The organism is Providencia xihuensis, from assembly GCF_041953405.1.
Lineage (GTDB): Bacteria > Pseudomonadota > Gammaproteobacteria > Enterobacterales > Enterobacteriaceae > Providencia > Providencia vermicola.
Genome location: NZ_CP169565.1, coordinates 2,561,632 through 2,577,454, shown reverse-complemented (window position 1 = coordinate 2,577,454; position 15,823 = coordinate 2,561,632). Strand labels below are relative to the sequence as shown.

Annotated in this window: 14 protein-coding genes and 1 tRNA gene; 10 read left to right on the top strand and 5 right to left on the bottom strand. The window is 42.0% G+C overall.

Going from position 1 to position 15,823, the window contains the following annotated elements; genetic code table 11:
• Positions 1 to 70: 70 nt before the first annotated feature.
• Positions 71 to 1,588 carry a sodium:alanine symporter family protein gene (locus ACE2AL_RS11490; protein ID WP_206084145.1) on the top strand — a complete coding sequence of 506 codons (1,518 nt, stop codon included), beginning with the start codon at positions 71 to 73 and terminating at the stop codon, positions 1,586 to 1,588.
• A gap of 9 nt (positions 1,589 to 1,597) precedes the next feature.
• Here ACE2AL_RS11490 and ACE2AL_RS11485 read toward each other — a convergent pair.
• Positions 1,598 to 1,685, bottom strand: a tRNA-Ser gene (locus ACE2AL_RS11485).
• A 336-nt stretch (positions 1,686 to 2,021) separates the two neighbouring features.
• Between ACE2AL_RS11485 and ghrA the strand changes: the two genes are divergently transcribed.
• Positions 2,022 to 2,963: a glyoxylate/hydroxypyruvate reductase GhrA gene (gene ghrA / locus ACE2AL_RS11480; protein ID WP_206084146.1), complete on the top strand. Its 942-nt coding sequence runs from the start codon at positions 2,022 to 2,024 to the stop codon at positions 2,961 to 2,963.
• A 144-nt stretch (positions 2,964 to 3,107) separates the two neighbouring features.
• Entirely contained in the window at positions 3,108 to 3,665 is a 558-nt protein-coding gene (locus ACE2AL_RS11475) for a molecular chaperone (RefSeq protein ID WP_272538490.1), read from the top strand.
• Positions 3,666 to 3,868: 203 nt separating this feature from the next.
• Here ACE2AL_RS11475 and ACE2AL_RS11470 read toward each other — a convergent pair whose 3' ends face one another.
• Genes ACE2AL_RS11470 through ACE2AL_RS11460 form a run of 3 tightly spaced genes read right to left on the bottom strand, consistent with a single transcriptional unit; the run spans position 3,869 to position 5,888 of the window.
• Entirely contained in the window at positions 3,869 to 4,429 is a 561-nt protein-coding gene (locus ACE2AL_RS11470; protein ID WP_206084148.1) for a lipoprotein, read from the bottom strand.
• A gap of 38 nt (positions 4,430 to 4,467) precedes the next feature.
• The gene (gene mdtH, locus ACE2AL_RS11465; RefSeq protein ID WP_206084149.1) at positions 4,468 to 5,673 is read right to left on the bottom strand and encodes a multidrug efflux MFS transporter MdtH; all 1,206 of its coding nucleotides are present in this window, start codon (positions 5,671 to 5,673) and stop codon (positions 4,468 to 4,470) included.
• Between the two features lie 44 nt (positions 5,674 to 5,717).
• Entirely contained in the window at positions 5,718 to 5,888 is a 171-nt protein-coding gene (locus ACE2AL_RS11460) for a hypothetical protein (protein ID WP_353165975.1), read from the bottom strand.
• Positions 5,889 to 6,237: 349 nt separating this feature from the next.
• On the opposite strand from ACE2AL_RS11460, the gene rimJ reads away from it, so the two are divergent.
• The 4 genes from rimJ (at position 6,238) to ACE2AL_RS11440 (ending at position 9,642) form a co-directional block, all read left to right on the top strand.
• Positions 6,238 to 6,825: a ribosomal protein S5-alanine N-acetyltransferase gene (gene rimJ / locus ACE2AL_RS11455; RefSeq protein ID WP_272538486.1), complete on the top strand. Its 588-nt coding sequence runs from the start codon at positions 6,238 to 6,240 to the stop codon at positions 6,823 to 6,825.
• Positions 6,826 to 6,908: 83 nt separating this feature from the next.
• Positions 6,909 to 8,447: a murein biosynthesis integral membrane protein MurJ gene (gene murJ / locus ACE2AL_RS11450; protein ID WP_272573673.1), complete on the top strand. Its 1,539-nt coding sequence runs from the start codon at positions 6,909 to 6,911 to the stop codon at positions 8,445 to 8,447.
• Between the two features lie 331 nt (positions 8,448 to 8,778).
• Positions 8,779 to 9,015 (top strand): hypothetical protein, encoded by a 237-nt coding sequence (locus ACE2AL_RS11445; RefSeq protein ID WP_206084153.1) that lies wholly within the window; start codon positions 8,779 to 8,781, stop codon positions 9,013 to 9,015.
• 54 nt (positions 9,016 to 9,069) lie between these two features.
• Positions 9,070 to 9,642, top strand: a complete 573-nt coding sequence (locus ACE2AL_RS11440; RefSeq protein WP_206084154.1) for an AlpA family transcriptional regulator — start codon at positions 9,070 to 9,072, stop codon at positions 9,640 to 9,642.
• A gap of 19 nt (positions 9,643 to 9,661) precedes the next feature.
• On the opposite strand, the gene argS is transcribed toward ACE2AL_RS11440, so the two are convergent.
• A complete protein-coding gene (gene argS / locus ACE2AL_RS11435; RefSeq protein ID WP_206084155.1) occupies positions 9,662 to 11,392 on the bottom strand; it encodes an arginine--tRNA ligase in 1,731 nt (576 codons plus the stop codon).
• 166 nt (positions 11,393 to 11,558) lie between these two features.
• Between argS and ACE2AL_RS11430 the strand changes: the two genes are divergently transcribed.
• The 3 genes from ACE2AL_RS11430 (at position 11,559) to ACE2AL_RS11420 (ending at position 15,817) form a co-directional block, all read left to right on the top strand.
• On the top strand, positions 11,559 to 12,113 hold the full coding sequence (locus tag ACE2AL_RS11430; RefSeq protein ID WP_375083511.1) for a VOC family protein: 555 nt from the start codon (positions 11,559 to 11,561) through the stop codon (positions 12,111 to 12,113).
• 184 nt (positions 12,114 to 12,297) lie between these two features.
• The gene (gene cutC, locus ACE2AL_RS11425) at positions 12,298 to 13,059 is read left to right on the top strand and encodes a copper homeostasis protein CutC (protein ID WP_272538485.1); all 762 of its coding nucleotides are present in this window, start codon (positions 12,298 to 12,300) and stop codon (positions 13,057 to 13,059) included.
• Between the two features lie 334 nt (positions 13,060 to 13,393).
• Positions 13,394 to 15,817, top strand: coding sequence for a DMSO/selenate family reductase complex A subunit (locus tag ACE2AL_RS11420; RefSeq protein ID WP_375083510.1), 2,424 nt, complete (start codon positions 13,394 to 13,396; stop codon positions 15,815 to 15,817).
• The last annotated feature ends 6 nt before the right edge of the window (positions 15,818 to 15,823 follow it).

Here is a 15,823-nt window from a genome sequence, read left to right as displayed (position 1 = left end):
CTACAATGCTCAGGTTTTTTTTTACCCTGCAAACACACAATAAACAATTACAATAACGAAGGAGTACAAAATGGAAGCCATCGTTAATACCATCGTTGGTTACATATGGGGTAATGCACTGGTGTTTTTATCACTGGGCGTAGGACTCTACTTCACTTTAGCGACTCGTGGCGTGCAATTTCGCTATCTCATCAAAATGATTTGTTTATTAAAGGAAAATAAAGCATCAAAAGAGGGGATTTCTTCCTTCCAAGCTTTCTGTTTAGCATTGTCAGGCCGTGTTGGTGTTGGCAATATTGCGGGGGTTGCTACTGCAATAGCTGCTGGTGGGCCAGGTGCCATTTTTTGGATGGTAGTCATGGGGCTATTAGGTGGCGCGAGTGCCTTTATTGAATCTACACTTGCTCAAATCTATAAACAACGTTCAGATGGGCAATATCGCGGTGGTTCCCCTTATTATATTGAAAAAGGGTTAAAGTTGAAGCCGTTTGCCATCATTGTTGCCGCCGTAATTTGTTTATCTTACGGTGTATTAGTGCCAGGTATTCAGGCTAACACCATTGCTGACTCTTTCCAGACATCGTTTAACCTTCCTCCGATGGCGACTGGGGCGATTGTCACCGTATTAATGGCATGGCTTATCTTTGGTGGCGTGAAACGTATCGCAAGTGCAGCAGATAAAATCGTTCCCTTGATGGCGATAGCTTACTTGGTGATGATGGTGATTATTTTGGGCAGCCATTATGAAAAAGTACCTGCGATGTTTAATTTAATCTTCCAAAGTGCATTGGGTATGGATGCGGTATTTGGTGGGATTGTTGGAACCGCAGTATCATGGGGTGTTCGTCGCGCGGTATTTTCCAATGTGGCAGGTGCTGGTGAGGCAACATTTAGTTCAGCGGCTGCAGAAGTGAGTCATCCAGTAAAACAAGGGCTTATTCAAGCATTCTCCATTTATATTGATACGGTTGTAGTCTGTACAGCATCAGGCTTAATGATCCTTGTCACCAATATGTACAATGTATTCCCCGATGGTTCTGCAACCGCGCTGGTGGAATATGTACCAGGTGTTGCAGCAGGAACCGCATGGACACAGATGGCGGTTTCTACCGTGTTTACCTCTGCGGGCTCAGGCTTTGTGTCGATAGCAGTATTCTTATTCGCATTCACAACCTTAATGGCTTATTACTATATTGCTGAAACAACCATTGTCTACCTTGACCGCAAACTTGCTTATCCTGTTTTAAAACTGATACTTAAGTTTGTGTTCTTAATTATTGTGTTTATGGGTAGCGTGCAATCAGTGAGCTTAATGTGGAGCTTAGGTGATATTGGGTTTGGTAGTATGAGTTACCTAAATTTAATTGCGATAGTGTTTCTTTCTAAACCTGCACTAAGAGCGCTGCGAGATTATGAACGGCAGGAAAAATTAGGTGTTGACCCTGTGTTCAGTCCAAAAGTTGCAGGGATAGAAAATGCAGAGTTATGGGAAGATATTAGCCGTGAATATCATGAGCGAGGTATTGGTATTGAGCAAAAGAATAATGAAAATAAAGGGAAACTACAGATAAAAGAAGAGGAAAACTAGTAGAAAAAATGGCGGTGAGGGAGGGATTCGAACCCTCGATACGTTGCCGTATACACACTTTCCAGGCGTGCTCCTTCAGCCTCTCGGACACCTCACCGTTTTTTCTAAATCCGTTGCAGACCAGAGAGAAATCCTGCTGTGCAACGGGGCGCTACTATAGGGAAAATAGCGTCTTGCGTCAACTCCCTATTGATTCTTTTTCTTACTTTTATGTCCGTTTAGCTAAATAAAAATCAATTTGTATAATATCTAATCTTAATTGTTGCTTGTTAAGATAAATCATTTTTTTAATGTTAATAAGAACTGCAAGGATTAAGCATAAAATTCGTTAGCTAGTTAACAAAATCCTCAACGAAAGTGATCTTGGTTGCGGTATGGACTTGAAAATAAACGTCATTGCGCACACTCTGTTAGAAACCTAAGAGGAGCTGCCATGAATATTTTATTTTACCATCCATTCTTTAATTCAGAACAATGGATTGAAGGAATGCGTGCTAGATTACCACAAGCTAATATTCGCCAATGGGAAAAAGGGGATAAGCAAAGTGCAGATTACGCTATGGTGTGGCTGCCACCCTATGAATGCCTTGCGGGGCGCAATGATTTAAAAGGTATTTTTGCATTAGGTGCAGGTGTGGATGCCATCTTAAAGCAAGAGCAAGATAAACCAGGTACACTCCCTGCGGGTGTCCCTGTGATGCGCCTTGAAGATACAGGCATGGCTATCCAAATGGAAGAATATGCCTGTGCAAAGGTCTTAGCATACTTTCGTCGTATGGATGAATATCGTCAGTTACAATCTCAGCGTCAATGGAAGCAACTGCCTGCTTATCAACATGAAGAGTTTGTGATTGGTGTCATGGGGGCTGGCGCATTGGGCCAAGCTGTTGCGAAGCGCTTAGTCAGCTTTGGTTTTCATGTCAGAACGTGGAGCCGTTCTGAGAAACAAATCCCTAATGTAAAAAGTTATTATGGCAATGAGCAATTACCTGCATTCCTTTCGGGAACTCGTGTGGTCATCAATTTATTGCCAAGCACGCCAGAAACGGTTGGGATTTTAAATCAACAGCTGTTTAGCCAATTGCAACAAGGCGCTTATGTCATCAACTTAGCTCGTGGTGCACATTTGATAGAGCAAGATTTATTATCTGCATTGGATGCAGGACAAGTTGCTGGGGCTGCATTAGATGTGTTTGCGAGTGAGCCTTTATCCCAAATGCACCCGTTCTGGACGCATCCACGTATTGCGATTACGCCGCATGTGGCTGCATTTACCCAGCCGAAAGAAGCAATGGATATGATTGTCAGTAATATCAAGCGCATTGAAGCGGGGGAAGCGCCTGTGGGAGTGGTTGATATGGAACGTGGTTACTAATTACATCTAAAAGAATTGCAAGCTACCTGCTTTTTGCTAGCTTGCAATTTTGTTGTGTTTTTCTTCTCTAATACGTTTCTTATTTTTTCGGTATACTGAGCTTAAGAGCTGAGTCGCAACTGAATTTTAAATAGGAAAACCCATATGAACGAATTCTCAATCGTCTGCCGTATTTTAGGCACATTATTCCAACGCAGCGCTGATGACGCTCTTGTTAAACCTCTTATGGATATGATTGCGCAGGATAAATTGAAAGCATCATGGCCTCTAGAGCAAGATGAATTGTGGGCACGTATGGCGAAAGGATTGGATATTAAAGCGATTAGTGCTGACTACCAAGCCATGTTTGTCGGTGAAAATGCCACAGTATCAATGCTAGCCAATGATTATGACGAAGAAGTCACAGAAGCTGAAATCCGTGAGTTTTTAACCGTTAGAGGCATGACCTTAACGGATGCGCCAGTGAGCACATTGGGGGCGTTATTATTGGCTGCTTCTTGGTTAGAAGATCAAGCCGCCGAAGATGAAACCGCGGCACAAGAAGAATTATTTGATAGCTACATTCTCAGCTGGTACGGCGCATTTTTAGGTAAAGTCGAAGCCCATGCCACGACGGCGTTTTATCGCACATTAGCCCAAATTGCCCGTGATGCCGTTATTGCGCTGCGCGATGAGTTAGATTCCGAGGCTAATGAGGACTAATTTGTGAGTGTTTTATCGGTAGCCAGACCTCATGACTTACGGAATGCAAAAAGGCCAACGAAAGGCTCTTATGTGACACTGTCACTTATATTCAAGAGCGATAATAAACAGTATTGATTAATATTTCTGATTGAATTAAAAAGGCAACAGATTTCTCTGTTGCCTTTAATGCTTTTCTCAATCAAAAAAATTTATGGTTAAAATTAATCCACTAATGGAATGACCAGTTTACCTGGTTTAATCTCAAGTCCCTTAGCCAATTTTTTGGCTGTTGCTTCTGCAGCGCCGTTATCTGGGTTGAGGACATAGACGGGCTGTGTTTCGAAGAAAGTTTCAAGGGAACTATTTAGATAAGGGATTACCGCAGACATGGCGGTATCCATGTTCTCTGGGGTGACTTTATAATTGCTTATATTCAATTCTTTTAAGTAGATAGACCCTGTTTTTGCATCAAAAATTGGGCGAGCCGTTAAGGTTAAGCTAATTTGCGCCTCTGCTTTTCCAATCAAAGAGTCTAACTTAACCGTAGCATCACCATTTAGGGCGATTTTACCTGGCTCACTACGGCCTATTTCAGATTTTAAATTCGCCAGTTGGATATCTGCATCAGCAAGCCCAGAAATCCCCACTTTGTGGTCATATTTTACTTTATTAGCAAGGTAGCTATTTATTTGGGACTCACTGATACTGAATTCAGATAATTGGCTACAGCCCGTTATTAGAGTGATAAAACCAATCATTGTGGCCAATAAAAATTTTTTCATAAAGACTCCTTTTACAGTAATACCGCTAGTTTAGCGCATTACTGCCCACTCAACATGACTGTTTCAATTTTTTTACGGTTAAATTGCTTATGTAACGCCCACAGAGTGACAAAACCGATTATCCCCAGTAAAAACCAAGGCAATTGAGGCATATTCCATTGGTGCCCAATATCATACATCCAACCACCACCCGTATAACCAACAGCACCACCTAGGGCAAGGCCGAGACGGCTAAAGCCCATATAACTGCCACGAGCTCGGGGATCTGCAAGTGAAGCACTCAGCGTTTCTCTAGCAGGATCAGCAGTCACGGTTCCTAAATAGAATAGACAAATTAAACCAAATAACATATTTAACGAAGTTGTCATCCCTATTGGGAACATACTTAAGCTCATTAAAAATAGGCCTGCCATTAACCGCTGCTCTAGGCGAAAATGTTTTTCACTCCAACGTGCAATGGGATAAAGCAAAGTGAGAGAAATCATAGCTTCAATGGCATACATCCATTTTACTGCCGTTGGTGTTCCAGCTAGCTCATTGACAACAATTGGGAACATTAACATCACTTGCACAGAAAGCATAAAGTAACCTGCTAAGGTCACAACATAGGTGACAAACCGTTTGTCTTTTAAAACACGGTTCATACCTTCTTTAATCGGAGTCCTTACCGTTGAAATACGATAAGCGGGGAGTAACCATGCATTACAGATGGCGGCAATGATAAACACCACGGCACCCGCCCAGCAGACATAGTGGAAATCATATTGTAGCAGCCAGCTACCAATCAAAGCACCGATAACAGCACCAGCACTATCTTGCATCAATAAAAGTGAATAAAAACGGCCGCGTTCGTAGGGGCGAGTAAGTTTGATAACCAGCGCCGTTCTGGGGGGATCAAATAGCGTGCCACCAAGGGCAGAAAGCACACAAGATAGCCACAACACCCAAGGGTCGTAAGCGATTGCCATCAAAGCAAAGCCACTTGCTCGTAAAAGCATTCCAATAACAATCATAGGCTTAGCACCAAATCGGTCAGCAATTGCGCCACCAAAAATACCTAAGCCTTGTTGAACAAATTGCCGTAGGCCTAATGCGAAGCCTACCACTACAGCGGCCCAACCTAGTTGGTCAACAAATCGGATTGAAATCAACGGAAAAACGACAAAAAAGCCGAGGACAACTAACATGTTGTCGAGCAAAAGGAAATATTTACCAAGGCTTCTTGCCCGTGACACCTGTGCCATGACACACCATTAAAAAATTGCTAAGAGAGGATTGTTCCATAATGTTACTTATCAATAATATCAGTATAATAGAGAGCAATAGATGATATTTTTTTATCGAGGGTGGCATCGAGGATCGATGATTTATTTTTATCGATGCAATAGCCGTCATATTTTGCACCGCCGCGTTGTTGGCTACACTTAGCTCCCCTAATCACATACTTTTGTATGCTCATAGGGATAGCTGCGTTTGCCGCCTAGCTGCAATGCAAACTATTTAGGCTATTGAAAGAGTTAGTAAGAGAAGACGTTAAATCGTCATATTTTGCACCGCCGCGTTGTTGGCTACACTTAGCTCCCCTAATCACATACTTTTGTATGCTCATAGGGATAGCTGCGTTTGCCGCCTAGCTGCAATGCAAACTATTGAAGAATTGAAAATTGAGAGCAAGATAATTCATCTATTTGACTGACTGATTTTAGATGCTCATCAATAATAGAGAATGCTACACTTTGCTATTTAGCTAACGAATAAATATGCACGGCTAGGGAATCTAGCTATTTTAAATTAATAAAGGGTTAACGATGTTTGGTTATCGCTCAAATGTACCGAAGGTACGCCTGATCACTGATAGAATGATTATTCGTTTGACTTATGAGCGAGATAATTATCGCCTAGCTGATTATTACAGCTTGAATAAAGACTTTCTTATCCCTTGGGAACCGACTCGAGATAACTCTCACTATCAACCCGCTGGCTGGCAAAATCGTTTGCAAGTGATGAATGAAATGCATCGCGAAGGTAGTGCTTATCATTTCCTACTATTAGATAAAGAAGAAAACGAGGTGATGGGAGTGGCAAATTTTAGTAATGTCCTGCGTGGCTCATTCCATGCGTGCTATTTAGGGTATTCTCTGGGCGAAAAATGGCAAGGGCAAGGCTTGATGTTTGAAGCGTTAACCCAAGTAACTCGCTATATGCAACAACATCAGAAAATGCACCGCATCATGGCAAACTATATGCCTCATAATATGCGTAGTGGTAATCTATTGGCCAAGCTTGGTTTTGAGCGTGAAGGCTATGCAAGGCAATACTTACAAATCAATGGTGAGTGGCGTGACCATGTATTAACTGCATTGACGGATAATTCTTGGGCAATGAATAAAGCGTAAACTCTTAATTTACTTTTCAATCGTAGTCAGTGGCAGCCCGCGCTGTTAAACTGATACGATTGTTTACTTTTAGTCTATCAATCATGAATTTATTAAAATCGCTGGCGGCAGTAAGCTCAATGACCATGATGTCTCGGGTCCTTGGTTTTATTCGCGATGCCATCATTGCTCGGGTATTTGGTGCAGGCGCCGCTGCCGATGCTTTTTTTGTCGCGTTTAAATTGCCAAATCTGTTACGTCGGATTTTTGCAGAAGGGGCATTTTCTCAAGCATTTGTCCCCATATTAGCGGAATATAAAAACCAACAAGGTGAAGAAGCTACACGTACATTTGTCGCTTATATTGCGGGGATGCTCACCCTTGCTTTAGCGATAGTCACTGTATTGGGCATGATTGCGGCGCCCTGGATTATCTATGTGACAGCCCCTGGCTTTACTGATGATGCGGATAAGTTTGCGTTAACAACCGACCTGTTGCGAGTCACATTTCCCTATATTTTTCTAATCTCACTCGCTTCCCTTGCTGGGGCAATTTTAAATACGTGGAACCGCTTCTCTGTACCCGCCTTTGCACCCACACTACTCAATGTGAGTATGATCATTTTTGCTGCGTTTGCCGCACCTTACTTTGACCCGCCGATCATGTCACTGGCATGGGCGGTATTAGTGGGGGGGGTGCTACAATTGGTCTACCAGCTTCCCCATTTAAAGAAAATTAGTATGTTAGTGTTGCCGCGCCTGTCATTTCGCGATAGCGGTGTTTGGCGTGTAATGAAAATGATGGGGCCTGCGATTATCGGTGTGTCAGTCGCGCAAATCTCATTAATTATTAATACTATATTCGCCTCATTCCTACAGTCAGGGTCTGTTTCGTGGATGTACTATGCGGACAGATTGATGGAGTTACCCTCTGGAGTGCTTGGTGTGGCCTTGGGAACGATCTTGCTGCCATCTCTCGCGAAGAGCTTTACGAGTGGAAACCAGAATGAATATCGACAATTAATGGACTGGGGACTGCGTCTTTGCCTGCTATTAGCATTACCATGTGCTCTTGGTTTAGCTATCTTATCTGAAGCGCTGACGGTTTCATTATTCCAATATGGTAACTTTACCGCACATGATTCGTTAATGACACAATATGCATTGATAGCCTATTGTGTAGGGCTAACAGGCATGATTTTAGTGAAAATTTTAGCGCCTGGTTTCTATTCACGCCAAGATATTCGTACTCCAGTTAAAATTGCCATCGTGACCTTAATTTTGACGCAATTAATGAACTTAGCCTTTATAGGGCCTTTACAACATGCTGGTTTGGCATTATCTATTGGTTTAGCGGCTTGTTTTAATGCAGGTGTTCTGTATTGGCAATTACGTAAACAAGATATTTTCCAACCACTTGCAGGGTGGAAAGGTTTCTTATTTAAGCTACTGATTGCGTTAGTTGTAATGGGCGCGGTGTTATTTGGCCTGCTGCACTTTATGCCATCTTGGCAAGAAGGGAATATGCTCATGCGTATGTTGCGCTTAATTGGTGTGGTGATTGTCGGAGCTGGTAGCTATTTTGTTGCTTTATATATATTAGGTTTCCGCCCACGTGATTTTATGAAGAGAAGCATCGCGTAACATGCTGAAAGTCTGTTAATTTAATGAAAGCCCATTAATTTGGGCTTTTTTGTCTCGATATTCTATCGTTTTAAACCCCATTGTATTTTCTATCCATTTCCAATTTTTTCATCTCTTTTAATAATTCCTCAATTAATAATATTATGATTATTTTATGATATATCAAGTAATTGTTTTTATTGATAAAAATAACCTTCATTGTTTATTTTACGGTATATTTAATGCGCGCTTGTTTTTTATCAATAAAGCGTAGGAGGCCACTAGAAATTGGCATAAATAGAATGTTGACCAATGTCAACGTTTTTGGTTATAGTGTATTTATCGGAGGGCGATGAAAAAACATCCGAACAAGCATATTCAAGCAGCCATTGAATATGCGATTGCTAATGGCTGGTTTTGGGTGAGTGCAGGGAGTTCATCACATACATTTTGTAAATTACGTTGTGGTAACGCTGTTGATGAGCACAAAACACATATGATGAGTGTTTGGTCAACACCAAGAGTGATGGAAAACCATGCCAAGCAGATCATCCGGAAAGTGGATCACTGTATTGCACTTTCGAAATAATTATAGCGGCTTAGGCCGCTTATTAGATGATAAAAAAGAGATTAAGGAGCTTTGATGGCGCAATACGCATTCACGTTAACACTTTCTGGGGTAACGGTAGATACCACGGGCTTAGAAGATGCTTTATTTACGGCAGGCTGTGATGATGCCTTGGTGTGCTACTATGGTAATTCCGTTTATTTAGAGTTTGATAGAGAGGCGAGCTCACTGGATGCGGCTATTGAAACGGCAATTGCTGATATTGAGAGCGCAGAAATCTCAATGCAAGTGGCATCAGTTGATAGCACGCTGGTTGGTTTAAGTGATATTGCAGAGTTAGCAGGGTTAACACGCCAAGCGGTTGCATTATTAAAAGATGGGTCAAGAGGAAAAGGCAATTTTCCAGCCCCAGTACAACGTTTAAGTGGCAACTCACCTTTGTGGGATTGGGCTAGTGTGGCTAGGTGGTTAAAGGATAATAATCGTTTAGGGCATGACCCTGAACTTTGTGAAAAAGCAAAAACATTGTGTAAGTGGAATCTAGTCTTACAAAATTGTGCGAATGAAAACGTTGAAGAAATACAGACTTTGACGCAAAAGTTACTTACGCGACGAAAAGAAAAACAGCCCACCGAGGCGAGCTGTTAATTAAATAACGCGAACGTGATTACATTCTTTCGACTGTTTCAATACCTAATGTATCTAAACCTGTTTTTAAGGTTTTTTGCGTTAACGCCGCCAGTTTTAAACGGCTTTGGCGTACAGCGTCATCTTCGGTCGATAAAATTGGGCAGTGTTCGTAGAAAGAAGAGAATAGGCCTGCAAGTTCATACAGGTAAGCACACATCACATGTGGCGTTCCATCACGCGCAACAGTGAGAATGGTTTCTTCAAACTGCAATAAACGTGTCGCCAGTGCGATTTCACGTGGGTCTTGCAGTGAAATTGGTAAAGTCAGATCTGCTTGAGTTAAGTTGGCTTTTTTGAAGATAGAAGCAACACGGGTATACGCATATTGCATATACGGTGCGGTGTTTCCTTCAAACGCTAACATGTTATCCCAATCGAAAATGTAGTCCGTTGTTCTGTTTTTCGATAGGTCTGCATATTTTACTGCGCCAATACCAACGACATTCGCCACATTCAGTAGCTCGTCTTCAGGCATGTCTGGGTTTTTCTCGCGGATCAGCGCTTGTGCACGTTCAACGGCTTCATCTAATAAGTCAGATAAACGTACAGTACCGCCTGTACGGGTTTTAAATGGCTTCCCGTCTTTACCCAGCATCATTCCAAACATGTGGTGTTCAAGTGCCATTGTCTCAGGGATATAACCCGCTTTACGGACGATAGTCCAAGCTTGCATCAAATGTTGGTGCTGACGTGAATCGATGTAATATAATGAGCGATCGGCATGGAGCGTTTCGTAACGGTATTTGGCGCAAGCGATGTCAGTGGTGGTGTATAAGAAACCGCCGTCTTTTTTCTGGACGATCACGCCCATCGGTTCGCCTTCTTTATTTTTAAATTCATCAAGGAAAACGACGGTAGCGCCTTCACTTTCAACGGCTAAACCTTTGGCTTTTAAATCAGCGACAATGCCTGGTAACATGCTGTTATATAAGCTTTCACCCATTACATCGTCTTCAGTTAAAGTGACATTTAGGCGTTTGTAGGTTTCTTGATTCTGCTGCATAGTGATATCAACAAGCTTACGCCACATTTCACGGCAGTATTCATCACCTGATTGCAGTTTTACGACATAACCACGAGCACGTACCGCAAATTCTTCATCTTCGTCATAGTGTTTTTTAGCTTCGCGATAAAACTCTTCCAGATCAGCGAGCGCCATGTCATTGGCACTTTCGTTTTGCACTTTTTCAAGATAAGCAATGAGCATACCGAACTGAGTTCCCCAGTCGCCAACATGATTAGCGCGGATCACGCGGTGACCGATAAATTCTTGCGTACGTGCAGCAGCGTCACCAATAATGGTTGAGCGCAAGTGACCAACGTGCATTTGTTTTGCCACGTTAGGTGCAGAATAGTCGATAACGATGGTTTCGGCTTTTACAGGGGCAAGGCCTAAACGTTGGGAGGCTAATGCTTCTTCAACGTGTTTTTCAACCCAAGAAGGTTCAAGGAAGATATTAATAAAGCCTGGTCCAGCAATTTCCACTTTGCTGGCAATACCATCTAAATCTAAATGATTGAGGATCTGTTCAGCGAGTTGTCGTGGTGGCATCCCCAGTTTTTTAGCCGCGCCCATGACGCCGTTGGCTTGATAATCACCAAATTGGGCTTTAGCGGATTGACGCACGAGTGCATCACTGTCTGCTGGAGCGCCCGCTGCAAGCATTGCAGTACTAATTTTGTCTGAAAGAATCGCCTGAATATTCACTGAATTACCTTAAATTACGAACATAGTTACCACATTGTGCCATCACATGTGGAGAACTAAAAGGTGGAAGAGAAAAATCGGCAGGTTTTATACCATATTTTGGGGGACTCATGCTACAGTCAGCGCCATTGTTTAGATGATAAGTAGATAAAAAGAGGTTTTTGTTGTGCTGCCATTTCGTGAAGTTCCACAATTAAACGATTTATGGGAAGACTTACCTAAATTTGCCAACCAGTTGCAATTAATGGCGAAACAACTTGATGTGTCATTAACGGCTTACGTTATCGATCATATTTCAGTACGCTGCCACTACCTTGAAACAGCACAGCGCTGGCATGAAGGTTTATTGCAATGCGGGCAGATTATTTCCGATAATATCATCAATGGCAGGCCAATTCGTTTATATGAACTTAACCAGCCACTACAAATTGCTGGGCAGAGTGTATTTATCGTTGAGTTACCGTTTCCAAAAGATAAAAAATACCCACAAGAAAGTTGGGAACATATTGAAATGGTGATTAATGTGCCTCCCGCAGAATTGGAAAAAACGGCACGAGCATTACTGCCGAACCCTCTTCCAATCGGATTTAATGTGAAAGTAAGCCAGCCTAAAGGGCAGCAAGAACGTTTGCCCAATCCAACATTGGCAGTGTCAAATGGTAAAATAACCGTCAAATACCACCCATTTACGCTAAAAAAGATAATTGAAAGCGAAAAATAAGTGATGCAATTAACGTTATTGATCAATAGTGCCAGTGTTTTTTTCGGGGTGTGATATCCATCCGATAACATTTTTTAATAAATGGCATTATTCAAAACGGTATTAACAATTATTATTCTACCCCTATCTATTTGTATTAGGGGAATTTAAAGCATGGGCTTTATTACCACATTTGGAGGTAATCATGGCGAAACTGGAAATTTGCTGTTTCGGAATTGAATGTGCTCAAGTAGCGCAAGAATACGGTGCTGACCGTATCGAATTATGCTCTGGTGCCGCAGATGGCGGTCTAACACCAAGCTATGGCTATCTGAAATTAGCAAGAGAAAAACTTCACATTCCAGTTCATCCCATTATTCGTCCTCGTGGTGGTGATTTTTGCTATAACGTTAGCGAATTTGACGTTATTCGTGAAGATTTAATCATGATAAAGGAAATGGGGTTTCCAGGAGCAGTCATTGGCATTCTTGATAGTGAAGGGCGCATTGATATTAACCGTATGCATGGGTTGATGGAAATCGCCAATGGGATGAATATAACTTTCCATCGCGCGTTTGATATGTGCATCAATCCACTGCTTGCCTTAGAGCAATTAAATGAATTAGGTGTAGCGCGAATTTTAACTTCGGGCCAGCAGCAGAGTGCAGAATTGGGATTGCCATTATTGAAAGAATTGCACGAAAAAAGCCAAGAAATCAATGGTCCTAAAATTATGGCAGGTGCGGGGGTTCGTTTAGCTAATTTAAGTAAGTTTATGGAAATTGGTTTAACTGAAGTACACAGTTCTGCAGGTAAAACGGTACCATCAACCATGAATTACCGTAAAGTGGGCGTGACGATGGCATCTAATAGTGAAACGGATGAGTTCACACATTATTGCGTTGATGGGCCTACTGTAGAAGCGATGAAGGACTTTATTTCTATTACGGAAAAAGTACTAATTTAAAGGTGCTCAAAATTTAAAGGAGAAACCTATTATGGGTTTCTTCTTATTTTGTCTTGGTGCTATAGGGAATAGCAAAAGCAGTCAAGTAAACATTAGAGTAGTAAATCTATAATTTCTATAAATATTCTTTTTTGAAGTTCTGACTTTTACTAGTTGATTATGCGTTAGAATTTAACAAAAACCATGGATTATTGGGTTTAAGTAGCCAACATATTCACAAACTCATCTTGGTTGATGCATATCAATTAACCTTACAAAATACATGCCTACTATCTAATTATTATAAAAATATATTTTTTAGTTTATTTAATAATAATTAGAAGGTAGCAATGTAATGATTAATCACTTAGGAAAGAAAGCGTTAAGCAGGAGACGATTTATTCAAGTCTCTGCCTCAGCCGCAACAGCAACTGCCGTTGCAGGTTCTATCTCATTACCCTTTACGGCTCAAGCCGCTTCAATGGCTAAAACCCAGCCAGATGAAATTAATGAAAAAATCAAATATAGCGCCTGTTTAGTGAACTGCGGAAGCCGCTGTCCACTAAAAGTTCATGTCAAAGATGATGTTATTACCCGTATTTCTAATGAAACGATGTACGATGACAGTCAATTTGGTTTACACCAGATACGCCCTTGCTTAAGAGGGCGTTCTGTTCGTTGGAAAACCTATAACCCAGACAGAATAAAATACCCAATGATCCGTGTTGGTAAACGGGGAGAAGGCAAATTTAAACGTATTAGTTGGGATGAAGCGACAACCATTGTTGCTGAAAAATTAAAAGAGACAATTAATAAGTACGGCAATGAAGCGATTTATTACCAATATGGCTCGGGTTCGACAGGGGCTAATTTACAAGGGCGTAATGCCTGTAAACGTTTATTAAATCAGCTTGGTGGCTTTCTTGACCAACACGGAACATATTCAACAGCACAGATAAACGGCGTGATCCCTTATGTATATGGCAAGTTGGATGATTCCCTTTTATCTGAAATTGCCAACAGCGATCTCGTTGTTATGTTTGGGCACAACATTGCAGAAACGCGCATGTCAGGTGGTGGGCAATTCTATGAAACCTTACAAGCATTAGAAAAAAGCAAAGCAAAAGTGATTATTATCGACCCGCGTCGTACGGATAGTGTGACAACATTAGGCGCAGAGTGGATACCTATTTATCCTGGAACGGATGGTGCGCTCGTTGCTGCTATCATTCATACTTTAATTAAAGAAGAATTAACAGACGAAGCTTTTCTCGCACAATATTGTGTTGGGTGGGATAGCCAAACATTACCAGACTCGGCCCCTAAAAATGCCTCCTATAAAGATTACATTTTAGGGTTCGGTGAAGATGGTGTCGAAAAAACACCAGAATGGGCGAGCAAAATAACGGGGGTATCACCAACGCGGATCATTCAATTGGCTCGTGAATTGGGCAATGCCAAGGCCGCGTGGATTTCGCAAGGTTGGGGCTTACAAAGAACCGCATCAGGGGAACAAGCTGCACGGGCGGTGATGATGTTGCCTATCGTGACGGGCAATATTGGTCGAGCAGGCACCAATGCAGGGGGATGGGGCGGTAACGTAGCTTATCCCGTTCCTGGATTTGCGATACCTAACCCTGTAAAAACTAAAATCCCGTGTTTTATGTGGACTGATGCCATTGTCCGCGGTACTGAAATGACAGCGGAAAATGCCACGCTATTAGGAAAGGACAAGCTTGAAACCAACGTAAAATTTCTTTGGCATTACGCTAGTAATGTGACGGGAAATCAACACTCAGATTTAAATAAAACCCATAAGATTTTGGCGGATGAATCACTCTGTGAATTTATTCTTGTGTGGGATATCCACATGACGCCATCCACAAACTACGCAGATTTAATTCTACCTGATGTGAGCAGCGTTGAGTCGAATGACTTAATCAATAATTCCTATGCAAGTGGAGCTTATCACTATGCGATACGCCTGCAAAATGCGATCACACCGCTGTGGGAATGCCGACAATCTTACGATGTTTTAACTGATATTGCTGACAAATTGGGGATTAAAGACCAATTTACTGAGGGGCGAACTCATGAGCAATGGATAGAACATTGTTACAACCAAATGCGTGAAAAAAATCTACAGTTACCCACTTTCGAAGAAACCAATGACATGGGGATTGTTGATAGGAAACTCGCAAATAGTGCTGACTATATTGCACTGAAGTCTTATCGGGATTCACCAACCGAAAACCCGCTGCCAACGCCATCGGGTAAAATTGAAATTTACTCAGCACGCTTAGCAAAAATAGCCCAAGAATGGGACTACCCTGATGACCAACGTATTCCCGCAGTGCCTGAATACTGTGTGAATACAGAAGGGGTTGAAAATACAAAGGCAAGGGAAAAATACCCACTACAAATGACGGGCTTTCATGATAAAGGCCATGCGCATTCATCCTACTTTAATGTCGCGGTATTGCGTGAGGCTGTACCACATCAATATTGGATAAACCCAATCGATGCATCCGCTCGAGGTATCCAAGATGGCAATCTCACTGAGATTTTCAATGATAGAGGGCGCATAAAAATTAAGGCGAAAGTAACGGCGCGGGTATTACCAGGCGTGATTGCGGTTCCTCAAGGGGCATGGCGTGAACTTGATAGCGAAGGCGTTGATATTGGTGGTTGTATTAATACGCTAACGACTCAGCAGCCGTCTGCACTCGTAAAAGGTAATCCTCAACATACTAACCTCGTTGATGTGAAACGTGCATAAGGAGCG